At 73.1% G+C, this 23,923-nt stretch carries 23 protein-coding genes; 9 read left to right on the top strand and 14 right to left on the bottom strand.

Annotation, left to right across the window (positions count from 1 at the left end; genetic code table 11):
- Positions 1–63: 63 nt before the first annotated feature.
- From LTT61_RS01750 to LTT61_RS01730, 5 genes are read right to left on the bottom strand one after another with little or no spacing between them, the layout of a single operon-like run.
- On the bottom strand, positions 64–738 hold the full coding sequence (locus LTT61_RS01750) for an SRPBCC family protein (protein ID WP_233018155.1): 675 nt from the start codon (positions 736–738) through the stop codon (positions 64–66).
- A complete protein-coding gene (locus LTT61_RS01745; RefSeq protein WP_233018154.1) occupies positions 735–1,082 on the bottom strand; it encodes an ArsR/SmtB family transcription factor in 348 nt (115 codons plus the stop codon). The genes LTT61_RS01750 and LTT61_RS01745 overlap by 4 nt, the downstream gene beginning before the upstream one ends.
- Before the next feature lie 51 nt (positions 1,083–1,133).
- Positions 1,134–2,396, bottom strand: a complete 1,263-nt coding sequence (locus LTT61_RS01740; protein ID WP_233018153.1) for an acyl-CoA dehydrogenase family protein — start codon at positions 2,394–2,396, stop codon at positions 1,134–1,136.
- A gap of 12 nt (positions 2,397–2,408) precedes the next feature.
- On the bottom strand, positions 2,409–3,404 hold the full coding sequence (locus tag LTT61_RS01735) for a phosphotransferase family protein (RefSeq protein WP_233018152.1): 996 nt from the start codon (positions 3,402–3,404) through the stop codon (positions 2,409–2,411).
- Complete coding sequence (locus tag LTT61_RS01730) at positions 3,401–3,697, bottom strand: DUF6285 domain-containing protein (protein ID WP_233018151.1); 297 nt, start codon at positions 3,695–3,697, stop codon at positions 3,401–3,403. Before LTT61_RS01730 ends, LTT61_RS01735 begins: the two co-directional genes overlap by 4 nt.
- 361 nt (positions 3,698–4,058) lie before the next feature.
- On the opposite strand from LTT61_RS01730, the gene LTT61_RS01725 reads away from it, so the two are divergent.
- Positions 4,059–5,219, top strand: a complete 1,161-nt coding sequence (locus tag LTT61_RS01725; protein WP_233018150.1) for a glycosyltransferase family 4 protein — start codon at positions 4,059–4,061, stop codon at positions 5,217–5,219.
- Positions 5,216–7,306 carry a glycogen debranching N-terminal domain-containing protein gene (locus tag LTT61_RS01720; protein ID WP_233018149.1) on the top strand — a complete coding sequence of 697 codons (2,091 nt, stop codon included), beginning with the start codon at positions 5,216–5,218 and terminating at the stop codon, positions 7,304–7,306. Before LTT61_RS01725 ends, LTT61_RS01720 begins: the two co-directional genes overlap by 4 nt.
- A 3-nt stretch (positions 7,307–7,309) precedes the next feature.
- Here LTT61_RS01720 and LTT61_RS01715 read toward each other — a convergent pair whose 3' ends face one another.
- Positions 7,310–8,509, bottom strand: a complete 1,200-nt coding sequence (locus LTT61_RS01715) for an AI-2E family transporter (protein WP_233018148.1) — start codon at positions 8,507–8,509, stop codon at positions 7,310–7,312.
- 289 nt (positions 8,510–8,798) lie between these two features.
- On the opposite strand from LTT61_RS01715, the gene LTT61_RS01710 reads away from it, so the two are divergent.
- Positions 8,799–9,554, top strand: coding sequence for a GAF and ANTAR domain-containing protein (locus LTT61_RS01710; protein ID WP_233018147.1), 756 nt, complete (start codon positions 8,799–8,801; stop codon positions 9,552–9,554).
- A 3-nt stretch (positions 9,555–9,557) separates the two neighbouring features.
- Here the strand turns inward: LTT61_RS01710 and LTT61_RS01705 are convergent, their stop codons facing one another.
- Positions 9,558–10,292 (bottom strand): PAS and ANTAR domain-containing protein, encoded by a 735-nt coding sequence (locus LTT61_RS01705; RefSeq protein ID WP_233018146.1) that lies wholly within the window; start codon positions 10,290–10,292, stop codon positions 9,558–9,560.
- Between the two features lie 200 nt (positions 10,293–10,492).
- Between LTT61_RS01705 and LTT61_RS01700 the strand changes: the two genes are divergently transcribed.
- Positions 10,493–11,854 (top strand): M20/M25/M40 family metallo-hydrolase, encoded by a 1,362-nt coding sequence (locus tag LTT61_RS01700; protein ID WP_233018145.1) that lies wholly within the window; start codon positions 10,493–10,495, stop codon positions 11,852–11,854.
- Positions 11,855–11,874: 20 nt separating this feature from the next.
- Positions 11,875–12,405: a YbhB/YbcL family Raf kinase inhibitor-like protein gene (locus LTT61_RS01695; RefSeq protein ID WP_233018144.1), complete on the top strand. Its 531-nt coding sequence runs from the start codon at positions 11,875–11,877 to the stop codon at positions 12,403–12,405.
- A 57-nt stretch (positions 12,406–12,462) separates the two neighbouring features.
- On the opposite strand, the gene LTT61_RS01690 is transcribed toward LTT61_RS01695, so the two are convergent.
- The 3 genes from LTT61_RS01690 to LTT61_RS01680 all read right to left on the bottom strand — a co-directional run bounded on the left by LTT61_RS01690 (position 12,463) and on the right by LTT61_RS01680 (position 16,594).
- The gene (locus tag LTT61_RS01690) at positions 12,463–14,292 is read right to left on the bottom strand and encodes an AMP-dependent synthetase/ligase (protein WP_233018143.1); all 1,830 of its coding nucleotides are present in this window, start codon (positions 14,290–14,292) and stop codon (positions 12,463–12,465) included.
- 145 nt (positions 14,293–14,437) lie between these two features.
- Positions 14,438–15,037, bottom strand: a complete 600-nt coding sequence (locus LTT61_RS01685; RefSeq protein WP_233018142.1) for a GTP cyclohydrolase II — start codon at positions 15,035–15,037, stop codon at positions 14,438–14,440.
- Positions 15,038–15,088: 51 nt separating this feature from the next.
- Entirely contained in the window at positions 15,089–16,594 is a 1,506-nt protein-coding gene (locus tag LTT61_RS01680; RefSeq protein ID WP_233018141.1) for a PfkB family carbohydrate kinase, read from the bottom strand.
- A gap of 287 nt (positions 16,595–16,881) precedes the next feature.
- On the opposite strand from LTT61_RS01680, the gene LTT61_RS01675 reads away from it, so the two are divergent.
- Positions 16,882–17,325 carry a hypothetical protein gene (locus LTT61_RS01675; RefSeq protein WP_233018140.1) on the top strand — a complete coding sequence of 148 codons (444 nt, stop codon included), beginning with the start codon at positions 16,882–16,884 and terminating at the stop codon, positions 17,323–17,325.
- Here LTT61_RS01675 and LTT61_RS01670 read toward each other — a convergent pair whose 3' ends face one another.
- Genes LTT61_RS01670 through LTT61_RS01660 form a run of 3 tightly spaced genes read right to left on the bottom strand, consistent with a single transcriptional unit; the run spans position 17,326 to position 19,666 of the window.
- Entirely contained in the window at positions 17,326–18,402 is a 1,077-nt protein-coding gene (locus LTT61_RS01670) for a quinone-dependent dihydroorotate dehydrogenase (protein WP_233018139.1), read from the bottom strand.
- Entirely contained in the window at positions 18,402–18,656 is a 255-nt protein-coding gene (locus LTT61_RS01665; RefSeq protein ID WP_067651050.1) for a DUF5703 family protein, read from the bottom strand. Before LTT61_RS01665 ends, LTT61_RS01670 begins: the two co-directional genes overlap by 1 nt.
- The gene (locus LTT61_RS01660; RefSeq protein ID WP_233018138.1) at positions 18,656–19,666 is read right to left on the bottom strand and encodes a YncE family protein; all 1,011 of its coding nucleotides are present in this window, start codon (positions 19,664–19,666) and stop codon (positions 18,656–18,658) included. The genes LTT61_RS01665 and LTT61_RS01660 overlap by 1 nt, the downstream gene beginning before the upstream one ends.
- 199 nt (positions 19,667–19,865) lie before the next feature.
- Between LTT61_RS01660 and LTT61_RS01655 the strand changes: the two genes are divergently transcribed.
- Genes LTT61_RS01655 through LTT61_RS01645 form a run of 3 tightly spaced genes read left to right on the top strand, consistent with a single transcriptional unit; the run spans position 19,866 to position 22,935 of the window.
- A complete protein-coding gene (locus tag LTT61_RS01655; protein ID WP_233021297.1) occupies positions 19,866–20,258 on the top strand; it encodes a hypothetical protein in 393 nt (130 codons plus the stop codon).
- 24 nt (positions 20,259–20,282) lie between these two features.
- Positions 20,283–20,831, top strand: a complete 549-nt coding sequence (locus LTT61_RS01650) for a hypothetical protein (RefSeq protein WP_233021296.1) — start codon at positions 20,283–20,285, stop codon at positions 20,829–20,831.
- A gap of 7 nt (positions 20,832–20,838) precedes the next feature.
- Complete coding sequence (locus tag LTT61_RS01645; protein ID WP_233018137.1) at positions 20,839–22,935, top strand: MMPL family transporter; 2,097 nt, start codon at positions 20,839–20,841, stop codon at positions 22,933–22,935.
- Here the strand turns inward: LTT61_RS01645 and LTT61_RS01640 are convergent.
- On the bottom strand, positions 22,898–23,764 hold the full coding sequence (locus LTT61_RS01640) for a heme ABC transporter ATP-binding protein (RefSeq protein ID WP_233021295.1): 867 nt from the start codon (positions 23,762–23,764) through the stop codon (positions 22,898–22,900). The genes LTT61_RS01645 and LTT61_RS01640 overlap by 38 nt on opposite strands.
- Between the last annotated feature and the right edge of the window lie 159 nt (positions 23,765–23,923).

The raw sequence follows: 23,923 nt of genomic DNA, 5'->3' as shown, positions 1-23,923 counted from the left end.
GCCCGCGACGTCACCGTTCCCGGCGCGAACCGGTTCCGGCCGCACCCGGCACCGGGCCACCCCTCATCCGGCCGCGCCCGGCCCCTCGCCGAGGTAGAACGCCCTGGTCCGTTCGGCGGCGGCGAGCGCGGCCTCCTCGGGGCTCCCGCCCTCGATAGCGGCCCGACCCCACGCCGCGGCGGCTTCGCGGATGAAGCGCTTGGCCTCGTCGCTCTGCTCCCACTGCGTGGCCTCGGGCGGCAGGTCGTGCCCGGCCAGGTGCGAGGCGAGGCCGAGGAGGGCCAGGTCCCAGCCGAGCCCGACGGCGCCGGGGCCGAACTGGTCCCACATCTCGGCGGGGGTGTCGCCGGAGTGCCGCAGCGTAAGCCGCGCCGCCTCGGCGCCGACCGGCTCCAGCGTGACATCGACCCAGGTGACGGCCCCGCCGAACTCCCAGGTGATGCGGAACGAGCGCGGCGGCTCGCACTCCTCGACGACACCGCCCGCATTCCCCTCGACCTGGTATCGCCCGCCGATCCGCAGTTCCCCGGTGACGGGGGCGAACCAGCGGGGGAGCCGCTCGGCGGTGGTGCAGGCGTCCCAGAGGTCGTCGACGGTGGTGGCGTACTCCTCGCTCAGCTCGACGATGGTCGGCACGGCGGCCGCGCCGGTCTCGTGCGCGCCGATGGTGACGCCGCGCCGCACCTCGTGCAGCTGCCGGTCGACATCGACGGGTGCGGTGACCTGGTCATCGGTCATGGGGGTGGTCCTTCCTCGGTTCGTCGGGTGCGTTTGCCGCGGGCGATCTCGGTATCCAGGGCGCGGAGCCGGGCGGTCCAGAAGTGCCGGAAGTGGCCGAGCCAGCGGTCCACCTCGCGCAGCGGCTCCGGCTCGACCACGTACAGCCGCCGGGTGCCGTCGGCGCGGACCGAGGCGAAGCCGTTCTCGCGCAGCACCTTCAGGTGCTGGGAGACGGCGGGCTGACTGATCCCGAACTCCGCCCGCACCTGCTCGGCCAGCTCACCGGCCGAGCGTTCCCCGGCGGCGAGCAGCTCGAGCAGCCGCCTGCGCACCGGGTCACCGAGAACATCGAACGCGTGCACGACCCGATATTTCAGGAAGAACTTATATAAGTCAAGAGTGAATTACACGGCTCAGACGCCCTTGGGTGCTTGCTGCTTCATGAAGCCGAAGAGGTAGCCGGCGACCCGGCGCATCTGGATCTCCTCGGCGCCCTCGGTGATCCGGTAGCGGCGGTGGTGGCGGTAGATGTGCTCGAAGGGCTTGTGCCGGGAGTAGCCGAGCCCGCCGTGCACCTGCATGGCGCGGTCGGCGGCCTCGCAGCAGAGCCGGTTGGCCCAGTAGTTGCACATGGAGACCTGGGCGGAGACGGTGAAGGCGCCGTCGCGGTCCATGGTCCAGGCGGTCTTGTGGATGAGCGCGCGCAGCATCTCGCACTGGGTGTGCAGCTCGACCAGCGGGAACTGGATGGCCTGGTTGGCGGCGAGCCGCTTGCCGAAGGTGCGGCGCTCGTTGGCGTAGGCGACGGCCTCGTCGATGCAGTACTGGGCGGCGCCGAGGCTGGAGGCGGCCTGGCGGATCCGGTTCTCGTTGAAGAAGTGCTGCACGACGGCGAGGCCGCGGCCCTCGCGGCCGAAGATCGCCGAGTCCGGCACCCGGACGGCGTCGAGCGAGATGCGGGCGTGGTCGGTGGGCATGTTGAAGGTCCAGAGGAATTCCTCGACGGTGAAGCCGGGGCTGGCGACCGGGACCAGGAAGGCGGTGATGCCGGTGGCGTCGCCGGGTGCGCCGGAGGTGCGGGCGAAGATCAGGTCGGTGTCGGCGCGGTGGATGCCGGTGTTCCAGGTCTTGGCGCCGGTGATGACCCAGTCGGCGCCGTCGCGCACCGCGGTGGTCTCCATGTGGGTGGCGTCGGAGCCGTGGTCGGGTTCGGTGATGCCGAAGGCGAAGCCGCGGTTGCCGGTGGCGAGGTCCTCGAGCCATTCGGCCCGCTGTGCCTCGGTGCCGTATTCGAGCATGAGCAGCAGCCCGACGTTGTTGCCGACGACGGCGTGCTCGTTCTGCAGGTCGCAGTGCAGCCCGAGGCCCTTGCGGGCGAGGTGTTCGCGGATGACGGCCATGTCGAGGTTGCCGCCGCCGCGGCCGCCGTGCTCGACCGGGAAGGGGTAGCGCAGGTGTCCGGCGGCGTCGGCGCGGCGGCGGGCCTCGTCGAGCAGCGCCTCCCATTCGGCGTTGGGCAGCCCGTCGCGGTCCCAGTCGGTGCGGGCGTCCTCGCGGCGGTGGTCGAAGAAGCGGTTGTTGTCGCCGGTGTGCTGTAGCGGGACGATCTCGCGCTCGATGAACTCGTCGAGTTCGGCGAGGTAGGCGGTGAGCGCGGCGGGCAGCTCGAAATCCATGGTGTTCCTTCCTCAGCTCGGCCGGGTCTGCATGAGCAGGTCCCATTCGATCTCCGGGATGCGCCGCCCGCTGGCGGCCATCACGATGTCGCGGACGCTGCCGTCGGTGTGCGCGGCGGCCTGCCCGGCCAGCCCGATGCCCCAGGCCAGCGTGGCGAGCGTCTTCCACCAGCGGAAACGGTCGGGGTCGAAGTCGCCGCCCGCCTCGGTGTAGCCGCGGACGAAGGGGTCGCGTCCGGCGAAGCCGCCGAATTCGCGGCCGTCGGCGCCGAAGCGCCACATGCGCAGGGCCGCCCAGGCGGCGTCGCGCATGGGGTCGCCGTAGCGGTGCGCGCCCTCCCAGTCGAGGACCGCGCGGATGCCGTCGGGGCCGATGACGAGGTTGCCGTTGCGCAGGTCGGTATGCAGGATCGCGGTGCGCGGGGGCGGGGCGGGGACGTCGCGGGCGAGGCGGCGCAGCGCGAAGGCGAAGGCGGGGCGGTCGGCGAGCAGCGCGGCGACGCCGTCCTCGGCCTCGGTGAGCGCGGCCTCGGCCGGGTTCTCGCCGGCGGTGCCGGGCAGCTCGGCGGGGGCGAGCGCGGGGTCGACGGCGTGCAGCCGGGCCATGGCGTGGCCGAGCTGGGTGGCGATGCGCTCGCCGTTGCCCTCGGCCGCGACCAGCCGCAGCACCCGGCGCGGGACGGTCTCGCCCGCGATCCGGGCCGAGAGCAGGAAGGGCTCGCCGACGGCGGCGGGGTCGGGGCAGAGGCTCACCAGCTCCGGGACGGCGACCCCGGCGCCGCGGGCCAGCTCGCGCACGGCGGCCTCGGCGGTGACCGGGAGCAGCTGGATGCCCGCGGGCACGAGGGTCGCGACCAGGGCGAGCGGGCGCCCGCCGACGGTGGCGTCGACGGCGATATTGCGGCGCCTGGCCCCGGCCGAGAGCGGTTGGACGGCCTCGACGGTGGCGGGTTCGCCTAGCGCCTCGCTCAGGTGCCGGGCGAGCCCGGCGGCGAGGTCGGGGCTCATTCGCCGGTCCAGGCGTCGTAGCCGGGCTTGGCGATGGCGAGGTCGGCGCGGGTGATCTCGACCAGGGCGGCCCATTCGGCGTGCTCGTCAGCCCCCGGCAGCGCGGCCAGGGCGTCCTTTTCGCGTTCGGCGGCGGCCGGGCCGAGCTCGGCTTCGCGGGCGAGGATGCGGGCCAGGTTGGCCCCGACGCGGGCGCGGTGCCGCAGCTCCGGCGGGAGCGCGGGCAGGAGTACCTCGCCGAGCAGTTCGGCCAGGTCGTCGAGGAGTTCCCGGGCCGAGGGACGGTACTGCATCCGCGCCGCCTTCCGTCACGTCGTCGTGGCGTTCGTACCGTAGCGCATCCTACGGAGGTTGTGCGGGCAGGTGCTGTCAGTTGCTCCCGGGCCGACGAGATGCATTGCGTGCGAGGGATTTCCGGTGCGGCCGGCCAGCGCGCGATTTGCGGTTCGCCGGTTTCCCACCCCCGAGCCCGGGTAGTTGCCGAACCGTAACCAGGAGACGGCGCCGACACTCGCAGGCCGACGGCGCAATACCGGTCACCGCGGCAGCGCAGCGGTTACCGTTGCGCCCGATATCTCCTTCTCGCTCCACCGATCACGTCCGATCGCTCCCTTGCCGCGCGCGTCCGGCGGCAGCCACGCACGAGGAGGCCCGATGAGCACGATGTCCGGAACACGCCAGGCCGCGGTGGGTTCGCCCGTCCCGCCGGGACCGCCGGACACGCCGGGCCCGGAGGGGTCCCGGCTGCACATCGCGCTCGTCGCCCCGCCCTACTACGAGGTGCCGCCCAGCGGCTACGGCGGGGTGGAGGCGGTGCTCGCCGACCTGGCCGACGCGCTCGTGGTGCGCGGGCACCGGGTGACGCTGCTCGGCGTCGGGCGGCCCGGGACCAGCGCCCGCTTCGTCGCGGTCTCCGACACCCCCGCCGCGGCCCGGCTCGGCGAACCCTTCCCGGAGGTGGTGCACGCGCTCGCGGTCCGCCGCGCGATCGAGCAGCTGCACGCGAGCGATCCGGTCGACGTCATCCACGACCACACCTTCGCCGGCGCGCTGAACGCGCCCGCCTTCGCCCGGCTCGGCATCCCGGCGGTGATCACCGTGCACGGCTCGGTCGATTCCGAGCTGGCCGACTACTACCGCGAGATCGGCGACAGCGCCGGGCTGGTCGCGATCAGCGACCGCCAGCGCGCGCTCGCCCCCGACCTGAACTGGGTCGGGCGGGTGCACAACGCGCTGCGCCCGGCGGACTGGCCGTTCGAGCCGGTCAAGGGCGACTACGCGCTGTTCCTCGGCCGGTTCTCCCCGGACAAGGGGCCGGATCTGGCGATCCGCGCCGCGCACGCGGCCGGGGTTCCGCTGGTGCTGGCGGCCAAGTGCAGCGAGCCGATGGAGCGCCGCTACTTCGAGCAGACCGTGCGCCCGCTGCTCGGCCCCACCGACACCCTGGTCGGCGAGGCCGACGCCACCGCCAAGCGGACGCTGCTGGCCGGGGCGCGCTGCCTGCTGTTCCCGGTGCGCTGGGAGGAGCCGTTCGGCATGGTGCTGATCGAGGCGCTGGCCTGCGGTACCCCGGTGGTGGCGCTGCGCGCGGGCGCGGTGCCCGAGATCCTCACCCACGGCGTGACCGGCATGATCGCCGACGACCCGGCCGAGCTGCCCGCCGCCCTGCACCGGGTGACCGCGCTCGACCCGCGCGACTGCCGCCGCGCCGCGGAGACCCGGTTCGGGGTGGAGCGGCTCGCCGCGGGCTACGAGCACGCCTACCGCGCGGTGCGCGCCGGCCGCGCGGCGGTTCCGGTCGGTGGCCGCGCATGACCGAGCCGCAGACCCTGCCGCACCGCGGCGAGCTGCCCTTCGACTCCGGCCCGCAGACGGTGACGCTGGTGGAGGCCACCACCTTCTGCGCCTCGGACCCGCGCGGCGACATCGGCGGCGCGGCGGCCGGGCTCTACTACCGCGACACCAGACTGCTGTCGCGCTGGGAGCTGCTGGTCGACGGCCACCCCGCCGAGCAGCTCGCGCTCGACATGCCGGGGCCGGACGAGGCCAGGTTCGTGCTGCGGGTGCCGCCGCGCAGCGGGCTGGCCGACAGCACGCTGCTGATCGAGCGGCGCAGGCTGGTGGGGGAGGGGCTGGCCGAGACCATCACGGTGCGCAACCTCGGCCACGAGGACACCGTGATCGGGCTGGTGCTGCACGCCGACGCCGACTTCGCCGGGCTGCTCGCGGTGAAACAGGGCCGCGCGCACCAGGTCCCGGTGGAGGCCACCCCGGCCGAGCACGAACTGCTGCTGCACGACCAGAGCGGCACCGGGCACGGGGTCGCGGTGCGCGCCACCGGCCCGGCCCCGGTGATCGTGCCGGGCCAGCTGCAGTGGCAGGCGATGGTGCCCGCGCAGGGCGAGTGGGAGACGCGGTTGCTGGTGCAGCCGATCAGCGGGCACCGCCGGGTGGAGGTGACCTGCCTGGACCGCTGCGCCGAGCATCCGGCCAGGCACTGGCGCGCCACCCCGACCGCGCTCACCGCGACCGCGCCCGCGCTGGATCGGGTGCTGCGCCGCACCGACACCGACCTGGGCGCGCTGCGCATCGAGGACTCCGCGGCGGGCGCGGGCTATGTGGCGGCGGGCGCGCCCTGGTTCATGACGCTGTTCGGCCGCGACAGCCTGCTCACCTCGTGGATGACGCTGCCGCTCGACCACGGGCTGGCGCTGTCGACGCTGCGCGAGCTGGCCGCGACCCAGGGCGCGCGGGTGGACGCCTTCACCGAGGAGCAGCCGGGCCGGATCATGCACGAGCTGCGCCACGGCGGCCGGGACTGGCACGACGCGGTCACCTACGGCTCGGTGGACGCGACCCCGCTGTTCGTGGTGCTGCTGGCCGAGGCGCGGCGCTGGGGCGCCCCGGACGCCGAGGTGCAGGCGCTGCTGCCGGCGGCGGACGCGGCGCTGCGCTGGATCACCGAGTACGGCGACCGCGACGGCGACGGTTTCGTCGAGTACCGGCGGCTCTCCGATCAGGGGCCGGTGAACCAGGGCTGGAAGGGCAGTTTCGACGCGGTCACCGATGCCAGGGGCCGCCCGGCCGGGCCCTCGATCGCGCTGGCCGAGGTGCAGGGGTACGTGTACGCGGCGTACCTGGCGCGCGCGGAGCTGGCGGCGGCGTTCGGCGATGCCGGTACCGGCGCGATGATGTGGGCTGCGGCCGAGGAGCTGCGGGCGCGTTTCGACGAGGCGTTCTGGATTCCCAAGCACGGCTGGTACGCCTTCGGCCTGGATGCCGACAAGCAGCAGATCGATGCGCTGACCAGCAATGCCGCCCAGTGCCTGTGGACCGGGATCGTGGCCGACGAGCGCGCCGAGGAGCTGATCGACCGGCTCGCGGGCCCGGCGATGAACAGCGGGTTCGGGCTGCGCACGCTGGCCGACGGGATGGGCGCCTACAACCCGATGAGCTACCACAACGGCTCGATCTGGCCGCACGACACCGCGCTCGCGGTGGCGGGGCTGGCCCGCTACCGGCACGTGCGCGGGGCGGCGGAGCTCGCGGAGTCGCTGGCGGCCGGGCTGCTGGAGGCCGCGGAGCGTTTCGGCGGGCGGCTGCCGGAGCTGTTCTGCGGGTTCCCGCGCGCGCGGTTCGACCCGCCGATCCCGTATCCGGCGGCGTGCTCGCCGCAGGCGCTGGCCAGCGCGGCCCCGCTGCTGCTGGTCCGCGCCCTGCTCGGCCTGGAGCCCGACCTGCCGCGCCGCACCCTGCTGCTCACCCCGCGGCTGCCCGCGGCCTGGGGCGAGGTGCGGCTGACCGACCTGCGCCTTGGCGGGGCGAGCGTGCACGTGATCGCCCGCGGCGACACCGCCCGGGTCGAGGGGCTGCCCGCGGACTGGCACCTCGACATCCGCTGAGGATCAGACGGGCTTCTCCCCGGCCGGGGCATCGGCGGCGTCGTCCGGTTTCCCGGCTCGGGAGGGGTTGTCGTCGGTGGCTTCGGGGGCCGGTTCGGTGACGACGTCGATCTGCTCGCCGAGGTAGCGCACGACCACGGCGACGATCGCCACGACCGGTACCGCGAGGAAGGCGCCGACGATCCCGTAGAGGGAGCCGCCCGCGGTGACCGCGAGCAGCACCACGACCGCGTGCAGTTTCATGCTGCGGCTCTGTAGCACCGGCTGCAGCACGTTGCCCTCCAGCTGCTGCACCGCGATGATGATGCCGAGCACGATGAGCGCGGTGGTGAACCCGTTGCCGACCAGCGCGACCAGCACCGCGAGCGCGCCTGCGACGAACGCCCCGACCACGGGGACGAAGCCGCCGATGAAGGTGATGACGGCGAGCACCATGGCCAGCGGGACGCCGAGGATCACCAGCCCGGCGCCGATGAAGATCGCATCGATCAGGCTGACCAGCGCCTGGGTGCGGATGAAGCCACCGAGCGTGACCCACATCCGGTTGAGCACCTCTTCGACGTGGCGCCCGCTGCGGCTGCCGAGCAGCAGGTGCAGCCACGGCAGGAACCGCGGCCCGTCCTTGATGAAGAAGAAGACCAGCACCAGCACCAGGAAGATGCCGATGAGCGCGGAGGTGGCGGTGGTGACGCCGGTGAAGACCCCGCCCGCGATCTGCTCGGCGCTGGATTGCAGCCGCTGCACGATGGCGTCGACCGCCGAGTCGAGCTGTTCGTCGCGGACCCGCAGCGGCGGGCCGCGCAGCCAATCGCGGACCTGGTTCACGCCCTCGGTGGACTTGTCGCCCAGGTCGGGGGCCTGGTCGACGACCGAGGGGACGATCAGCGCGATCACCCCGGCCAGGGCGCCGATGAAGCCGAGCAGCGAGATGGTGGCGGCCAGCGCGGGCCGCAGCCCGTGGTTGACCATCCAGCGGGTCGGCGGCCAGAGCACGGTGGCCACGACGATGGCCATCGCCACCGGCAGCAGGATCACCCAGAACTTGGCGATGAGATAGCCGAGCACCCAGGCGCCGGCGGCGACCGCGACCAGGCACAGCGACCACTTGGCCAGCCAGAGGAACCCCCTGCCGATCACCTCGCCCCGGTCACGCGCCTGCTCGGGCTTTCGGGTGCCGTGTCCGACGGCGTCTTCCGCGCTCACGCGGCCAGTTTCGCACGAAGGGGCGCGCGGTGGCGCCGGGCCGGGGCGGGTTGTCTGGTCACGGCTGCCGCGATGCCCGCTGCCGGTGCGCGCAAACGTGCTCGGCCCGGTGAGAACGGCACGCGCACATCGAGTTCCGCCCCGGCGTGTGCTGCGCCACGCCCGGGCGGTGTTTCGTTTTCCGACAGGGTTGACGGAAAGATTGCGGGGCAATCACGAAAGCACGGCCGGGCGGCGTCCCGGCACCGGGCCCCGACGGGCCCGGCGGAGCTGGAAGGAAGTGGGAGGAATGGCGCGCCGGGAAACGGAGTTGGTGGCGGCATTCGTCCGCCTCGCGGACACACTGGTCGACGACTACGACCCGATGGACCTGGTGCAGTACCTGCTCGACCGTGCCGTCGAGCTGCTGCCGCCCGCCGACAACGGCGCGGTGCTGCTGGTGGACGAGCACGGCGACCTGCAGGTCTTCGCCTCGACCGACGAGACGGCGCGCTGGCTGGAGCTACTGCAGCTGCAGTCCCGCAACGGGCCGTGCCTGCAGTCCTACCGGACCGCGGAGCGGGTCGTCACCGAGGATCTGCAGCGCGACCGGGAGCGCTGGCCGGAGTTCGCCGACACCGCCTACGAGCAGGGGCTGCGCTCGGTGTACGCGCTGCCGCTGCGGCTGCGCGACGACCGCCTCGGCGCGATGAACCTGTTCAGCACCGACACCGGGGCGCACCTGTCCGACGACGATCTCGCGGTCGGGCAGGCGCTGGCCGACATCGCCGCGATCGCGCTGCTGCGGGCCAGGCAGCTGGCCGACACCAGGACGGTGAACAACCAGCTGCAGCACGCGCTGCAATCGCGGATCGTGATCGAACAGGCCAAGGGCATGCTCTCGGCGCAGGGCGAGCTGCACCCGGAGACGGCGTTCGCCGCGCTGCGCGGCTACGCCCGCCACCACCGGCGCCGGCTGCCCGAGCTCTCGCGCGAGGTGGTGGAGCGCTCGGTGGACGCCGCCGAGGTGCTGGCCTTCGCCGCGGCGCCCGCACACGAGCGGTAGCGGTCAGGGCTCGGGGTGCTCGCCCTCGTCGGCGCGTTCGTGCACGGTGAGCAGCAGGTGGTCGAACCGGGTGCGCAGCTGGACGTCGGCGTCGGCGCTCGCGGCGAGCTCGGCGATCAGCCGCGCGGCCAGCGTGCGCAGTTTGACGTTGGTCTCCTGCGAGCGCCAGGCGAGCACCCGGAAGGCCTGGTCGGCGCTGATCCCGTAGACCAGCATCATGGCGCCCTTGACCTGTTCGATCACGGCACGCGATTCGTAGAGCTCGGGCAGCACCCCGTCCAGGGTGGCCTTGCGGCTCTCGGCGAAGGTGTCGGTGACGTCGATGTAGTAGCCGCTGGTACCGAGCACGGTGCCGTCGTCGCCGGTCAGGTGGTCGCCGACGACGAGAACGTGGCGCACCGCGCCCGTGCGGTCGACGATGCGGTGGCTGCTGCAGAAGGGCTCGCCGGTCTCGACGCTGCGGGCGATGGTGGCGGCGACCTGGTCGCGGTCCTCGGGGTGTTTGTGCGAGAGCAGCAGCTCGGTGGTGGCCTGCACGGTCTCCTCGGCGTAGCCGTGCAGGGCGGCGACCTCGTCGGACCATTCCCAGCGCTGGTCGGCGAGGTAGAACCGGAAACCGCCCGCGACCTGGGGGCGGCCGCCGCCGAGCAGCTCGGTGCCCCCGGGCAGCCCGTCCTCGGCCTCGGCTGCGCGCGGCGCGGCGCCGAGCACGACGGCATCACTGTTCGCCTGGTCCATACCCCTACCTCTTCCGACGAAATCGATTCGCCGCAGGCCACCGGGGTCTGGGGTAGCGCGTGACGCCGACCAGAATATCCAATGCCGGTGACAGGCCGGGCGCGGGGGCACCGCTGTTGATCTTGAAACCGTCCGGTACTTCCGATCGGCGTGATCGCACCGGCGGCACCGGGGCCGCGCCGGATGGTAGGAAAGGGGACGTGTCCGCAACTGGCGATCCCTCCGGTCCCCCTCCCGACTCCAGCGCCGTCGCCGAGGTCGTCGACCTGGTCAGCGCGCTGATCCGCTTCGACACCTCCAACACCGGCGAACTGGCCACCACCAGGGGCGAGGCCGAGTGCGCGCGGTGGGTGATCGAGCAGCTGGAGGAGGTCGGCTACACCACCGAGTACGTGGAGTCCGGCGCGCCGGGCCGCGGCAACGTCTTCGCCCGGCTGCCCGGCGCGGATCCTTCGCGCGGCGCGCTGCTGATCCACGGCCACCTGGACGTGGTGCCCGCCGAGGCCGCGGACTGGAGCGTGCACCCGTTCTCCGGCGCGGTCCGGGACGGCTACGTGTGGGGCCGCGGCGCGGTCGACATGAAGGACATGGTCGGCATGTCCCTGGCGCTGGCCCGCCAGTTCCGCCGGGAGGGAACGGTCCCGCCGCGCGACATCGTCTTCGCCTTCCTCGCCGACGAGGAGAACGGCGGCAAGTGGGGGTCGCAGTGGCTGGTGGAGCACCGCCCCGAGCTGTTCGACGGCATCACCGAGGCGGTCGGCGAAGTCGGCGGCTTCTCGCTGACGGTGCCGCGCCGGGACGGGAGCGACCGCCGCCTGTACCTGGTGGAGACCGCGGAGAAGGGGCTGGGCTGGATGCGGCTGCGCGCCAAGGCGCGCGCCGGGCACGGCTCGTTCCTGCACGAGGACAACGCGGTCACCATCCTGGCCAGGGCGGTGGCGCGCCTGGGCACGCACACCTTCCCGCTGGTGGTCTCGGATTCGGTGGCCGAGTTCCTGGCCGCGGTGTCGGAGGAGAGCGGCCTGGAGTTCGATCCGGCGGGCCCCGACATCGAGGGCAGGCTGGCCAAGCTGGGCACGATCTCCCGGATCATCGGCGCCACCCTGCGCGACACCGCGAACCCGACCATGCTCAGTGCCGGCTACAAGGCCAACGTGATCCCGCAGACCGCGGAGGCGGTGGTGGACTGCCGGGTCGTGCCCGGCAGGCAGGCCGAGTTCGAGCGCGAGGTGGACGAGCTGATCGGCCCGGACGTGGAGCGCGAGTGGATCACCAAGCTCGACTCCTACGAGACCACCTTCGACGGGCACCTGGTCGACGCGATGAACGCCGCGGTGCTGGCGCACGACCCGAACGGGCGCACGGTGCCCTACATGCTCTCCGGCGGCACCGACGCGAAGGCCTTCGCCAAGCTCGGGATCCGCTGCTTCGGGTTCGCGCCGCTGCGGCTGCCACCGGAGCTGGACTTCACCGCGCTGTTCCACGGCGTGGACGAGCGGGTGCCGGTGGAGTCGCTCGAATTCGGCACCCGGGTGCTGGAACACTTCCTGCTGCACAGCTGAACCGAACGAGAGAGGACCGCATGAGAAACAACCCGTACGACGCGCTGCCCGATGTCCCGTCCTTCACCGTCACCTCCGACGATGTCGCCGACGGCGAGAAGTTCGGCAACGACCAGGTGAGCGGGGTGTTCGGCGCGGGCGGGCGGGACATCTCGCCGCAGCTGTCGTGGTCCGGTTTCCCCGAGGGCACCAAGAGTTTCGCGGTCACCGTCTACGACCCCGACGCCCCGACCGCCTCCGGTTTCTGGCACTGGGCGGTGGCCGACATCCCGGCGGGCACCACCTCGCTGCCGTCCGGGGCGGGCAGCGGCGAGGAGGGCGGGGCGATCCCGACGGGGGCGATCACGCTGCGCAACGACGGCGGCTTCGCCGGGTACGTGGGCGCGGCTCCGCCGCAGGGCCACGGCCCGCACCGCTACTTCGTCGTGGTGCACGCGGTGGACGTGGAGAGCCTGGGCGTGCCGCCGGAGGCGAGCCCCGCGTTCCTCGGCTTCAACCTGTTCAGCCACACCCTGGCCCGCGCCACCCTGGTCGCCACCTACGAGCAGTAGGCCCCCGCCCGCGAAAACGGCCCCGGAGCACGCTGTCCGGGGCCGTTTTCGCGGATTCTAGACGGCGATGACCCGCCCGCCCGGCTCGGGGCCGTAGAGCGCGGTGATCTCGGCGGCGTAGGCCGCGGCGATCGGGACCCGCTTGAGCGACATCTTCGGGGTGAGCTCCTCCCCGCCGGGCTCCCAGACCCGGTCGACGACGGTGAAGCGCTTGATCTGCTCGACCCGGGAGAGCTTCCTGTTGCCCTCGGCGACGGCGGCCCGGAGTTCGTCGAGGATCTCGGTGCGGGCGACGAGGGCGGGCAGCTCCTCGCCGGTGGCGTCGAGCTCCTTGGCGCGCAGCGCGAGCACGTCGGGGTCGACCATGACGAGCGCGGTGATGTAGGGCCTGGCGTCGCCGATGGCGACGATCTGCCCGACCAGCGAGCTGGCGGCCTTGACCGCGTTCTCGATGTTGGAGGGGGCGATGTTCTTGCCCGCCTCGCTGATGATGAGCTCCTTCTTGCGGTCGATGATCCGCAGGTAGCCGTCGTCGTCGAGGCTGCCGACGTCGCCGGTGTGCAGCCAGCCGTCGGCGTCGATGGCCTCGGCGGTCTTGTCCGGCATGTTGCGGTAGCTGCGGGTGACGATCGGGCCGCGGATCAGCACCTCGCCGTCCTCGGCGAGTTTCAGCTCGACCCCGTCGACCGCGCGCCCGACCGAGCCGGGGCGCGGGTTGTCCAGGTCGGTGAAGGTGCCGACACCGGTGGTCTCCGACATCCCCCACACCTCGGAGACCACGAACCCGAGCCCCAGGTAGTACTCGAGGGTCTCCGGCGGGATCGGCGCCGCGCCGGAGGAGGCGACGCGCAGCTGGTCGAGCCCGAGCGCGGCGCGCAGCTTGGCCAGCACCAGCTTGTCGGCGACGGCGTGCTGAGCCTTGAGCACCGGCGAGCGGCCCTTGCCGCTGAGATCGGCGCGGGCGGCGGCGATTCCGGTCGCGATGGCCCAGTCCGCGAGCGACCGCTTGAGCGGGCTGGGTTCGGCGGCGAGCTTGCCCTCGACCCCGGCCTTGATCTTCTGCCACACCCGCGGCACGCCGAAGAAGGTGGTGGGGCGGGCGTCGGGCAGCGCGGCGGCGATCTCACGCGGGTCGGGAACGGTGGTGATCTGCACGCCGGTGAGCAGGCTGATGGCGTGCCCGGAGATGCGGTCGGCGACGTGCGCGGCGGGCAGGTAGGAGACGGCGCGGTCGTCGAACCCGACCTTCAGCGGCCCGCTGAGCAGCGCGATGATCTGGGCCAGCACGTTGCGGTGGCTGATCTCCACGCCCTTGGACGGCCCGGTGGTGCCGGAGGTGTAGATGAGGGTGGCGAGGTCGTCGGCGCGCACGGCCTGCCAGGCGGCGTCGAAGTCGAAGCCGGGCTCGGGGTTCGCCTCCAGGTCGGCGAGGGTGATCGCGCCGCTCGCCGGGCCGTCGACCACGATCAGGTGCTCGACCGGGGTCGGCACCGCCGTGATCACCGGCAGGAACGCCCGCTCGGTGATGACGACCCGGTTCCCGGCGTTGCCGAACTGGTGCGCGATCTGCTCGGTGGAGCTGGTGTTGTAGACCGAGAACGGGGTGGCGCCCAGGTGCAGTGCGGCGGTGTCGACGAGATTGAACTCGGGCCGGTTGGTGAGCATGATGCCGACGGTGTCGCCGCGGGCGACGCCGAGCCGCGCGAGCCCGGCCGCGAGCACCCGGACCCGTTCGGCGTACTGGCCCCAGGTGATCTCCTGGGTTCCCCCGACGGTGCGCAGCGCCACCTGGCCGGGGCGCAGCTTCACGGTCTCCTGGAACGCGGCGGGCACGGTGTAGACGGTGGCGCCCGATTCGTGGGCGAAGCCGATCTCCGGTGTAGTCATAGTTCGTAGTTCCCGATCGTCGAGCGTGGCCACACGCAGCCCCTGACACAGTGGCGGTGAACGTCTGTCACCGTGTCAGGGTTCAGGGTGCGCGGAAGTGGTGTGGATCACGTCGATCGTAGCGGGTGTACTGCCCGGATCGTCCCTATTCCGGGAGGAGGTGGTGGCGCTTGACCCGCTTGGCGGTCAGATAGTGCCGCGCGGCCTCCGAGCGCGGCTCGGTGTGCAGCGGAACGACCACGACCTCGATGCGCGCTTCCTCCAGCGCGGCGACCTTGTCCGGATTGTTCGTCATGAGCCGGACCCGGTCGAGTCCGAGCGCCACCAGCGCGGTCGCCGCTACCTTGTAGTCGCGGGAGTCCTCGTTCAGGCCGAGCCGGTGGTAGCTCTCGAAGGTGTCGAGGTTGTCGCGCTGCCCGAGCCCGAGCCCGCGGGCCTTCATCGACAGCCCCGCGCCGCGCCCCTCCTGTTCCAGGTAGACCAGCACCCCGGCCCCCTCGGCCTGGATGAGGTCCATCGCGGCCTCCAGCTCCGGCCCGCAGTCGCAGTCCTCGAAGCCGAGGACCTCGCCGTAGAGGCAGCGGGAGTGCAGCCGGACGAGGCAGCCGTCGGTGACGGTGCCGAAGGTCAGCAGGTGCCCCCCGTTGACGGCATCCGATAGTTCGACCACCCGGACGTCGAGCTCGCTCCCCTTGCGGGGGCTCCGATGTGCGGCCTCGGGCCGATCACACGCGGTCGTGGTCAAATGCTTCCTCCGAAGCGGTCGGGCATCGTTGGCGGGCGGGGCAAACGTACATCACCCGGGGTCGCCCGGCTTGTCCACGAACCGATCGATCGCCGCCCGGCCGGGCATGGCCTCGGGAACATCACCGGCGAAGGACTGCGTGGCGGCCATCGCCGCGCAGATCCAGTGGAAGTCGGGCTCGCCGCCGGTGATCACCAGCTGGTGGGCGAGCGCGCCGCAGAACGCGGCGTGGGCGCCGGGTGCGTCGTCCATCGCGGCGAGCCGGGGGCGGGGGATATCGGCGGTGCCGTGCCTGCCGCGCAGCCGGCAGGTGAAGCCCTCGATGGCGCAGACCGTGCCCACGCCGAGGGCCAGCAGCTTCGGCGCGATCTCGGCGTCGAAGACCCGCAGCGCTTCGTCGGGGGTGTACCGGGTCGCGGAGATGAGCCGGCTGAGCTGCCAGGTGCTGCCGACCACGTACTCGACGCCGTCGAGGAACTGGTAGAGCCTGGCGGGCTGGTCGTGCGGCGGCGCCGCCTGCAGCACCCGCGCGGGGGGCCGGGGGACCTCCCGCAGGATCGAGAGCGCCTGCTCCACGACCGGCAGCGGTGACTCGAGGGTCATGATCACCACGTCGGAGCTGACCAGCGTCGCGGCAACGTCGGGGTCGAGCAGGTCCTGCGGGGTGAACTGGACCTGGTTGCCTTCGGCGCCGATCGCGCTGGTGCTGCCGCCGGGGGTGACGATGAGCGCGGCCACGTCGGTGCCCGCTTCCCGGACGATCTTCATCATCGAGGTGTCGACGCCTTCGCGTTCGAGCAGGGCCACGATGCGGCGTCCGGCGTCGTCGTCACCGACGGCGGCCAGCAACCGGGTGTTCATGCCGAGCCGGGAGGCGGCGACCGCCCGGTTGAGGCCCTTGCCGCCGAGGCGCCGCTCGAAGCGGCCACTCGCCGAGCCGCCGGCGACCGGCAGCCGATCGACGCGGTACAGGTGGTCGACCACCGCGTTCCCCAGCACCGTGACCGTGCCGTTGGTGCCGAACCGGTCGGCGATCGCGTCGGCCTGTTCCGACACCCGCGCCGGCGAATAGCCCCGGCCGTTGCGCACCGGGCCGTCGACCAGGGCCGCGGCGAGTGCGGTGAACGCCCGCCGCTCGGGGGAGGCGCGCAGCGTCCGGACGCTCGGGGCCGAGGGCGTCGGCCCGGCGCCGAGCACGGTGTGCAGCAGCGCCCAGGCCGTCGAGAGGTACTCCCGTCGCTCCCCGAGGTCACCGGCGTACAGCCGTGCGGTGTCCACCTCGTCGTCGGCGAGCAGCCCCAGCGAGAGCGCGGCATCGACGACGAGCCGATCGGTGGGCGAGAGTCGTTGCGCCACTTCGCGAACGACCGGCAACACCGCCTCGGCGGACTCCACCCCCGTGCGGCGGGCGTGGGTACGGATGGCGGGCAGCTCCAGCAGGGGGGAGACGTCGATCTCCGTGGTGCGCACCCGCTCCGCGCTGAGCCCCGACCGTTTCCCGAGCCGGGTGAGAATTTGCCGGACAGCGATGACTTGTCCGTCCAGCGGGCCGCTCACCGGCCTCACCTCCTGCCACCGCCGCTCTCTACGCTACCGCGCCAATTGCCACCCTGCGTCCGCCCGAAGGCTTCCGAGAGATCGCGATCTGGCAACCGCGCCGTAATAGTGTCGCGCACAGCGGGATTGCGCGCTGTCCATCCGGCCTGACAGCAGGTTTACCGCAATGTTCACATGTCAATTCCCATGACTCGACGGCAATTGACCGCCTTCGGCGGCGACTGTCACACTGGGATCGGCTCCTCCCCGTCGGGGACGAGGCCCGGAGGGGCCGATAAGGAGCGATCATGGCAGTCCACAGCACCGGCTCGAGGATGACCAGCGAGGTCACCCCGGAGTACGCCTACCGGGTGTACTCCGGCGGCAGGAAGCCGTGGCGGCTGAGCTGGTGGCCGGGCAGGCCGCTCACCGAGGAGCAGGCGCTGGCGGGGATGGAGCTCGACGAGCTGGTGTCGAACTCGGCGCTGGTGCACGACCCGCTGGCGTTCGCGCTGATGCAGGAGCGGGCGCACCGGCTGGGAACGGTCTTCGCCCAGGCCCTGCTGCTGCTGGCCAAGGCGATGGCGGCGCGCGGCGCGGTGGAGATCACCCCCGGCGAGCCGGCCGACGGCCCGCGCGGCGGCGATATCGGGATCCCGCGCCGCCCGCCCGCGCCGGGCCCGGGCCACGGCCTCGGATACTGCACCGACCTGCGCAGGCCGCACACCGAGCCGCCGGTGGTGTTCCCGTGATCAGGCCGGGTCGAGGTGTTCCGCGCCGACGGCCTCGGCCAGATCCCGGTAGCCGGCGGCGCGCAGCCGGGCGGCGATCCCGCGGTGGATCCGCCGCGCCCAGAACGGGCCACCGTAGATGAACCCGGTGTAGCCCTGCAGCAGGCTCGCCCCGGCGAGGATCCGCTCCCACGCCTGATCGACGGTCTCGATCCCGCCGACCGAGACCAGCACCAGCTGCCCGCCCACCCGCCGGTGCAGCCGGCGCAGCACCTCGAGCGACCGGTCGGCCACCGGCGGCCCGGAGAGCCCGCCCGCGCCGCAGGTTTCGACCTCGGCGGCGGGAGTGGCGAGCCCGGCGCGCTCGATCGTGGTGTTGGTGGCGACGATCCCGGCCAGCCCGAGCTCGATGGCGAGGTCGGCGACGGCGTCGATGTCGTCGTCGGAGAGGTCAGGGGCGATCTTGACCAGGACGGGAACGGTGACGGTGTCGAGCACCGCGGCCAGCAGCGGCCGCAGCGCCTCGACGGCCTGCAGGTCGCGCAGCCCGGGGGTGTTGGGGGAGCTGACGTTGACGACGACGAAATCGGCGTGCGGGCCGAGCAGGGCGGCGCTGGTGGCGTAGTCGGCGGCGGCCTCGGCGGCCGGGGTCGCCTTCGTCTTGCCGATGTTGGCGCCGATCGGGACGCCGGGGCGGCGCGCGCGCAGCCGGTCGGCGGCCGGGGCGGCGCCCTCGTTGTTGAAGCCCATCCGGTTGATCAGGGCGCGGTCGGCGGGCAGCCGGAACAGCCGGGGGGCGGGGTTGCCGGGCTGGGCGTGCGCGGTGACGGTGCCGATCTCGGCGAAGCCGAAGCCGAGCGGGGCCCAGGCGTCGACGCCGTCGGCGTTCTTGTCGAACCCGGCCGCGAGCCCGAGCGGGGCCGGGAAGCCGACCCCGAACAGGGTGCTGCGCAGGATCGGGTCGTGCCCGGCGAGCACCAGGGCCAGCACCGAGCGCAGCGGCGGGAACCGGGTCGCCCACCGCATGGCGGCGAAGGCGAGGTGATGGACCCGCTCCGGCGGAAGCAGGAACATCAGGCGCAGCAGCAGGCCGTACATCAGATCCCCGGTTCGGACTCGGGTAGCGCGGCGTTGCGGCGCCTGCGCAGCAGCACGCGGCGGCTGCCGTCGGTGTAGGCGCGGACCCGGGACAGCTCCCAGCCGCCGTACTCGGCCTGGATGGCCAGCCGCATGGAGGCGGTCACCCTGGTGACCTCGGGTGGCAGCCGCAGCGGCACGTACTCGTAGTCGTCGCCGCTGGTCTCCCAGCCCGCGGGGAGCGCGGTTCGCGAACTCCGGTGCTTCGGCGCCATCACTGACCTCTCTTCCGATCCGTCGCGGCGATCCGCTGGACGCCGTCGCCGGCGGCCGATGCCACGAACAGGTCGCCGGTGCCCGCGTCGACGGCGAGCGCGTCCGGCTGCCGGACCGTCGGACGACGGTCCACTTCCACCGGTATCCCGGTGCCGAGGTCGAATCCGACGACCTCGTTGCTCTGCGTGCACGACACCCACACGGTGTCCGACCCGGCGTCGTAGGCGAGCGCGTAGGGCGCGGAGCCCACCGGGAAGCGCTGCCGCAGCACCAGCGGCGCGGTGGTGTAGACCAGCAGTTCCCCGTGGTCGGTGTCGGTGACCAGGACCCGGCCGAGCGGGTCGGCGATCAGGGTGGTGGCGCCGTCGCCCGCGCGCAGCCCGAGCCCGAGCCGGTCGGCGCCGGTGCCGAGCTCGGCGATCATGCTCTGGCGCCGATCGAGCACGGCGACCTCGCCGCCGACGACGGCGAGCGCGTCGGCCGAGACCAGCCCGTCCGCGGTGGCGCGGGTGGCGCCGTCCGGGCCGAGGGTGCGCAGCTGCCCGTCTCCGGTGCCGACGACGAGGGTGTCGTCCGGGCCGGGCGCGACGCTGCGCACCTCGGCGTCGACCGGGACCTCGGTGCTCGTCCCGGTGCCGAGCGCGACCCGCACCACCGCGCCGGGCACCGCGGCCAGTACCTCACCGGGGCGACCGGGCACGAGCGCGGCGGCGGCACCGGGCAGGGTGACGGTGCGGGCGACGGCGAGCGGCTCGGCGCCGGGATCGAGCACGTCGAGCCGGGTGCCGGTGGCGGCGGCGAGCAGCCCGCTGCCGGGATCGGCGGCGAGCAGCGAGTACGAGGAGCCGGCCAGCGCGGTGCGCCCGGCGGGCGGGACGGCGGGCACCGGCGCGGCGGCGGGGGCGGCGGGTTCCCTGGTGGGGACGTCGGGGCCGGCGGACTCGCCGGAGCAGCCGGTGAGCACCGCCAGCGCCACCAGCCCCGCCGCCAGTGAACCAACCGGACGCATCCGCCGCACTCCCTTTCCACCGCTCACCCGCGACACCGCCCCGAACCGATCACGGCCCGGGGCGAAACATCGGCCCCGCCGGAGCCGACATACGAGCAGACCGCATCGACCCATGATGACGCAACATCGCTGCGCCGACGCCCCGGCACCAGCTGTGTCGTCGCTTCCGGCGGGCCGACCGTCCGCTCCGGTGGTTACCGTGGAGGTGACCACCACCCGACCCAGGGAGACCCGGTTGCAGCCCGACCGATCATCCGGCTTCACCGTCGACGACCTCACCGTCGGCCCGTTCGCGCACGGCTTCGGAACCACGGCAGACGGCCACCCCTTCGCGTTCCGGACCGTCCGGTCCACTCTCTTCGTGGAAATATACCGGCACGACCCCGACCTGGCCGTTCCCGGCCCCGAGGACGTCCTCGCGGCCGCCGACACCCCGGTCACCGACATCGACCTCGACGACGCGCGCAGCGTCACCGCCCTGGTGCGCGACCTGCTGCCCCGCGCCGTCGCGGCACCGGGCACGACCGCGGGCGAGCCCACGATCGTACGTGCCCTTCTGGGACGGTTGGGGGCCGTCATCGACGGACGCTGACCGCATACGGTATCCCTGTAGGTGATGCTTCCCACACCGCACCGCCTCATCCGCCGCGCGCTCGGCGCCGCGCTGGCCGCCGCCGCCACCGCGTTCACCCTCTCCGCCTGCGGGGACGGCGTGGACGAGAGCGCCGTCGCCGCCGCCCGCTCCTCCGCCAACGCCGCGGTCACCTCCTCGATCGCGGCGACCTCGTCGGCGGTGGCGAACCGGCACATCCCGACCGCGCCCGAACTCGACGCCCGCATCAAGAGCGCCCTCGACCCGGCGCTGCCCGACGCCGAACGCACCGGCCTGATCGAGGACGGCGCCGCCTTCCGCGACGCCATCCCCGACATGTACAAGGCGCTACAGGACAACCCGCGCGCCGTCTACGGCGTCACCGACCCGGTCTTCGACAACCGCGACGGCACCCTCACCGCCACCCTGCGCCTGGACAAGGACGGCACCGGCAGCAACATCCGCACCACCGTCGTGCACTTCGTCTACCTCGACGACCAGTGGAAGATCTCGCGCACCGACCTGTGCGGGATCCTGCGCTCGGCCGACTACCGCACCGCGGCCTGCGGCTGAGGCGCGGGTGCTGCACTCCGGCTCCCTGCGGTGGGGCAGATTCGTCTACCGGCACCGCGTCGCGGTCCTCGCGCTGTGCGTGTTCGCCGTGCTCGTCACCGGCTGGTACGGCCGCGACCTCGGCGAACACCTGACCCAGGAGGGCTGGTTCGACGAGAGCAGCGAATCGGTGGCCGGCTCCGAGATCGCCGACGACACCTTCGGCCGCGACACCGACAGCGACCTCATCCTGCTCTTCACCGCCCCCGCGGGCACCACCGTCGACGACCCCGGCGTGCGCGGCCCGGTCACCGCCGCGCTCACCGCGCTGCGCGAACAGCACCCCGACCGGATCGCCAAGATCGACAGCTACTGGGACAGCCCGTTCGCCGCCTCCGCCACCGACGCCACCCGCACCGTCGCCTTCGCCGTCGTCGGGCTCCGCGAGGAGGGCACCGAGGCGATCGAGAACTTCCTCGCGCTCAAACCCGCGCTCGGCGCGGACGGCGACGGCACCGGCCCCGGCGGCACCACCGTGCAGCTGGCCGGGCTGCAACCGGTGGTCGAGGGCATCAACACCGGCATGCAGGACGACATCCGCCGCGCCGAGGTGATCGCGCTGCCACTGGTGGCGATCCTGCTGTACTTCGTCTTCGGCGGCATCGTCGGCGCGCTGCTCCCGGTGCTGATCGGCGGCATGACCATCCTGGCCGGGCAGGGCATCATGCGCGGGCTCACCAATTACATCGACGTCAACGTCTTCGCCGGCGCCGTCGTCACCCTGGTCAGCCTCGGGCTCGCCATCGACTACGGGCTCTTCGCCGTCACCCGGTTCCGGGAGGAGCTCGCCGCGGGCCGCACGGTCGAGGACGCGGTAGCCCGCACCGTCGCCACCGCCGGGCGCACCGTGCTGTTCTCCGCGCTGATCGTCGCGATCAGCCTCGGCGCGCTCTTCATCTACCCGAACGGGGTGCTGCGCTCGGTGCCCTACGGCGGCATCTCCTCGGTGCTGATCGCCGCCGTGCTCTCGGTGACCGCGCTGCCCGCGCTGCTCGGCATCGTCGGGCACCGCATCGACCTGTGGGGCTGGAAACGGTTCTCCCGCACCAAGACCGAAGCCCAGATCGACGCCGGGTTCTTCGCCCGGCTCGCCCGCTTCGCCATGCGCCGCCCGTGGCTGGTGATCGTGCCGGTGCTGCTCGGCATCGCGCTGCTCAGCACCCCGTTCCGGCACATCGAGTTCGGCGGGATCAGCGAACGCTACCTCGACCGCGAACACCCGGCCCGGGTCGCGCAGGAACGCTTCGACGAGCTCTTCCCCGGGCTGCGGCTGGAACCGGTCAAACTCGTCGTCGTCGGCGCCGACGCGGCGCAGCTCGCCGAGATCCGCTGGGCCGCCAACCAGGTCCCCGGCCTCACCGGCCGCTTCGAACCCGCCGCCGCCACCCGCGACGGGGTCAACGTGCTCAGCGCCGGGCTGCGCGAGGACCGCGACGCCGACCGGGTGGTCCGCGCGCTGCGCGAGATCCCGCAACCCGACGGCGTCCGCACCTACGTCGCCGGGGTGCCCGCACTCGAACGCGACAGCATCAACGGCCTGCTCGCCGGGCTGCCCTGGCTGCTGCTGATCCTGGTCAGCGCCTCCCTGGCCCTGATGTATGTCGCGTTCCGCTCCCTGGTGCTCGCGGTGAAGGCGGTGGCGATGAGCGCGCTCAGCCTCGCCTCCACCCTCGGGCTGCTGACCTGGCTGTTCGTCCAGGGCCACGGCTCGGAGCTGCTCCGCTTCACCCCCGGCCCGCTCATGTTCGCCGCGCTGGTGCTGATCGTCTGCGTGATCTTCGGGCTCTCCACCGACTACGAGGTGTTCCTGCAGTCCCGGATGACCGAGGCGCGCGCGGCGGGCGCCGACCCGCCCGAGGCCATCCGCTACGGCATCGCCCACACCGGCGGGGTGATCACCTCGGCCGCCGCCATCCTGATCGTGGTCACCGGCGCGTTCGGCTTCTCCGACCTGGTGCTCATGAAGTACATCGCCTACGGCATGATCGCCGCGCTCGTACTCGACGCCACCGTCATCCGGATGCTGCTCACCCCGGCGGTGCTGAAACTGGTGTGGCGGCGCTGACCGCCCGCACCGGCAGGACCAGCTGCGCGCCGGTCACCGGGTGGTCGATCACCTCGACCGGGTGCCGGTAGACGGCGGTGAGCAGGCCGGTGGTGAGCACCGCGCGCGGCGCCCCGTCGGCGGCCACCCGGCCGTCGTCGAGGACCGCGACCCGGTCGGCGTAGGCGGCGGCGATGCCGAGGTCGTGCACCACGATCACCACCGCGGCACCGGCCCGCGCGCGCTCGCGCGCCAGGGTCAGCACGGCCTCCTGGTGGCCGAGGTCGAGGGCGGCGGTGGGTTCGTCGAGCAGCAGCGTCGCGGTGCCCTGGGCCAGCACCCGGGCCAGCGCGACCCTGGCCCGCTCACCGCCGGACAGGGTCGGGAACGCGCGCCCGGCCAGGTGGCCGATATCGGCCGCCGCCAGCGCGGTGTCGATGGCAGCCTCGTCGCCGAGGTCGCGGCCGGTGCCCGACCACGGGGCGCGCCCCATCGCGACGACCTCGCGGGCGGTGAACGGGAACCCGACGGTGTGGCTCTGCGGCAGCACCGCGCGCCTGCGCGCCATGTCCAGCGCCGACCACGCGGTGACCGGGCGGCCGTCCAGCTCGACGGTGCCGGTGGTGGCGGGCAGCTCCCCGGCGAGCGCGGCCAGCAGGGTCGACTTGCCCGCCCCGTTCGGGCCCACCAGCGCGACCACCTGCCCGGCGGCGACCTCGAAGTCGACATCGCGCAGCACCGTGCGCGGGCCGCGGGCGACGGTCACGCCGCGGGCGCGCAGGGTGACCGTGCCGGGCTCCGGGGGGAGAGGCAGGGGAGAAGTGCGCCCGAAGATCCGGCGCCGCCGCACGGGCTCCGCCGGGCCGTGACCTTCGGCCGGAGAGCCGTCAGCACTCGCCTGCTCTGTGCTCGCCTGCTCTGTGCCCGCCCGGTCCACGCTGCCCGGCCCGACGGTCTGCGCGGCGCTCGCCCGATCCACGCTGCCCGGGTCGGCGGGCTGCGCGCCGCT

Source organism: Nocardia asteroides (genome assembly GCF_021183625.1).
Classification (GTDB): Bacteria; Actinomycetota; Actinomycetes; order Mycobacteriales; family Mycobacteriaceae; genus Nocardia; species Nocardia asteroides_A.
The sequence above is the reverse complement of the archived record's forward strand: the minus strand, read 5'-3'. Positions and strand labels throughout refer to the sequence as shown.

Excerpts from the sequence above, each read along its gene's own strand:
- LTT61_RS01710 (WP_233018147.1), top strand. The coding sequence starts at position 8,799 with ATGGCGCGCCGGGAAACGGAGTTGGTGGCGGCATTCGTCCGCCTCGCG.
- LTT61_RS01695 (WP_233018144.1), top strand. The coding sequence starts at position 11,875 with ATGAGAAACAACCCGTACGACGCGCTGCCCGATGTCCCGTCCTTCACC.
- LTT61_RS01730 (WP_233018151.1), bottom strand. The coding sequence starts at position 3,697 with ATGCAGTACCGTCCCTCGGCCCGGGAACTCCTCGACGACCTGGCCGAA.
- LTT61_RS01650 (WP_233021296.1), top strand. The coding sequence starts at position 20,283 with ATGCTTCCCACACCGCACCGCCTCATCCGCCGCGCGCTCGGCGCCGCG.
- LTT61_RS01740 (WP_233018153.1), bottom strand. The coding sequence starts at position 2,396 with ATGGATTTCGAGCTGCCCGCCGCGCTCACCGCCTACCTCGCCGAACTC.
- LTT61_RS01705 (WP_233018146.1), bottom strand. The coding sequence starts at position 10,292 with ATGGACCAGGCGAACAGTGATGCCGTCGTGCTCGGCGCCGCGCCGCGC.
- LTT61_RS01750 (WP_233018155.1), bottom strand. The coding sequence starts at position 738 with ATGACCGATGACCAGGTCACCGCACCCGTCGATGTCGACCGGCAGCTG.
- LTT61_RS01665 (WP_067651050.1), bottom strand. The coding sequence starts at position 18,656 with ATGGCGCCGAAGCACCGGAGTTCGCGAACCGCGCTCCCCGCGGGCTGG.
- LTT61_RS01720 (WP_233018149.1), top strand. The coding sequence starts at position 5,216 with ATGACCGAGCCGCAGACCCTGCCGCACCGCGGCGAGCTGCCCTTCGAC.
- LTT61_RS01660 (WP_233018138.1), bottom strand. The coding sequence starts at position 19,666 with ATGCGTCCGGTTGGTTCACTGGCGGCGGGGCTGGTGGCGCTGGCGGTG.
- LTT61_RS01735 (WP_233018152.1), bottom strand. The coding sequence starts at position 3,404 with ATGAGCCCCGACCTCGCCGCCGGGCTCGCCCGGCACCTGAGCGAGGCG.
- LTT61_RS01675 (WP_233018140.1), top strand. The coding sequence starts at position 16,882 with ATGGCAGTCCACAGCACCGGCTCGAGGATGACCAGCGAGGTCACCCCG.
- LTT61_RS01725 (WP_233018150.1), top strand. The coding sequence starts at position 4,059 with ATGAGCACGATGTCCGGAACACGCCAGGCCGCGGTGGGTTCGCCCGTC.
- LTT61_RS01690 (WP_233018143.1), bottom strand. The coding sequence starts at position 14,292 with ATGACTACACCGGAGATCGGCTTCGCCCACGAATCGGGCGCCACCGTC.
- LTT61_RS01670 (WP_233018139.1), bottom strand. The coding sequence starts at position 18,402 with ATGTACGGCCTGCTGCTGCGCCTGATGTTCCTGCTTCCGCCGGAGCGG.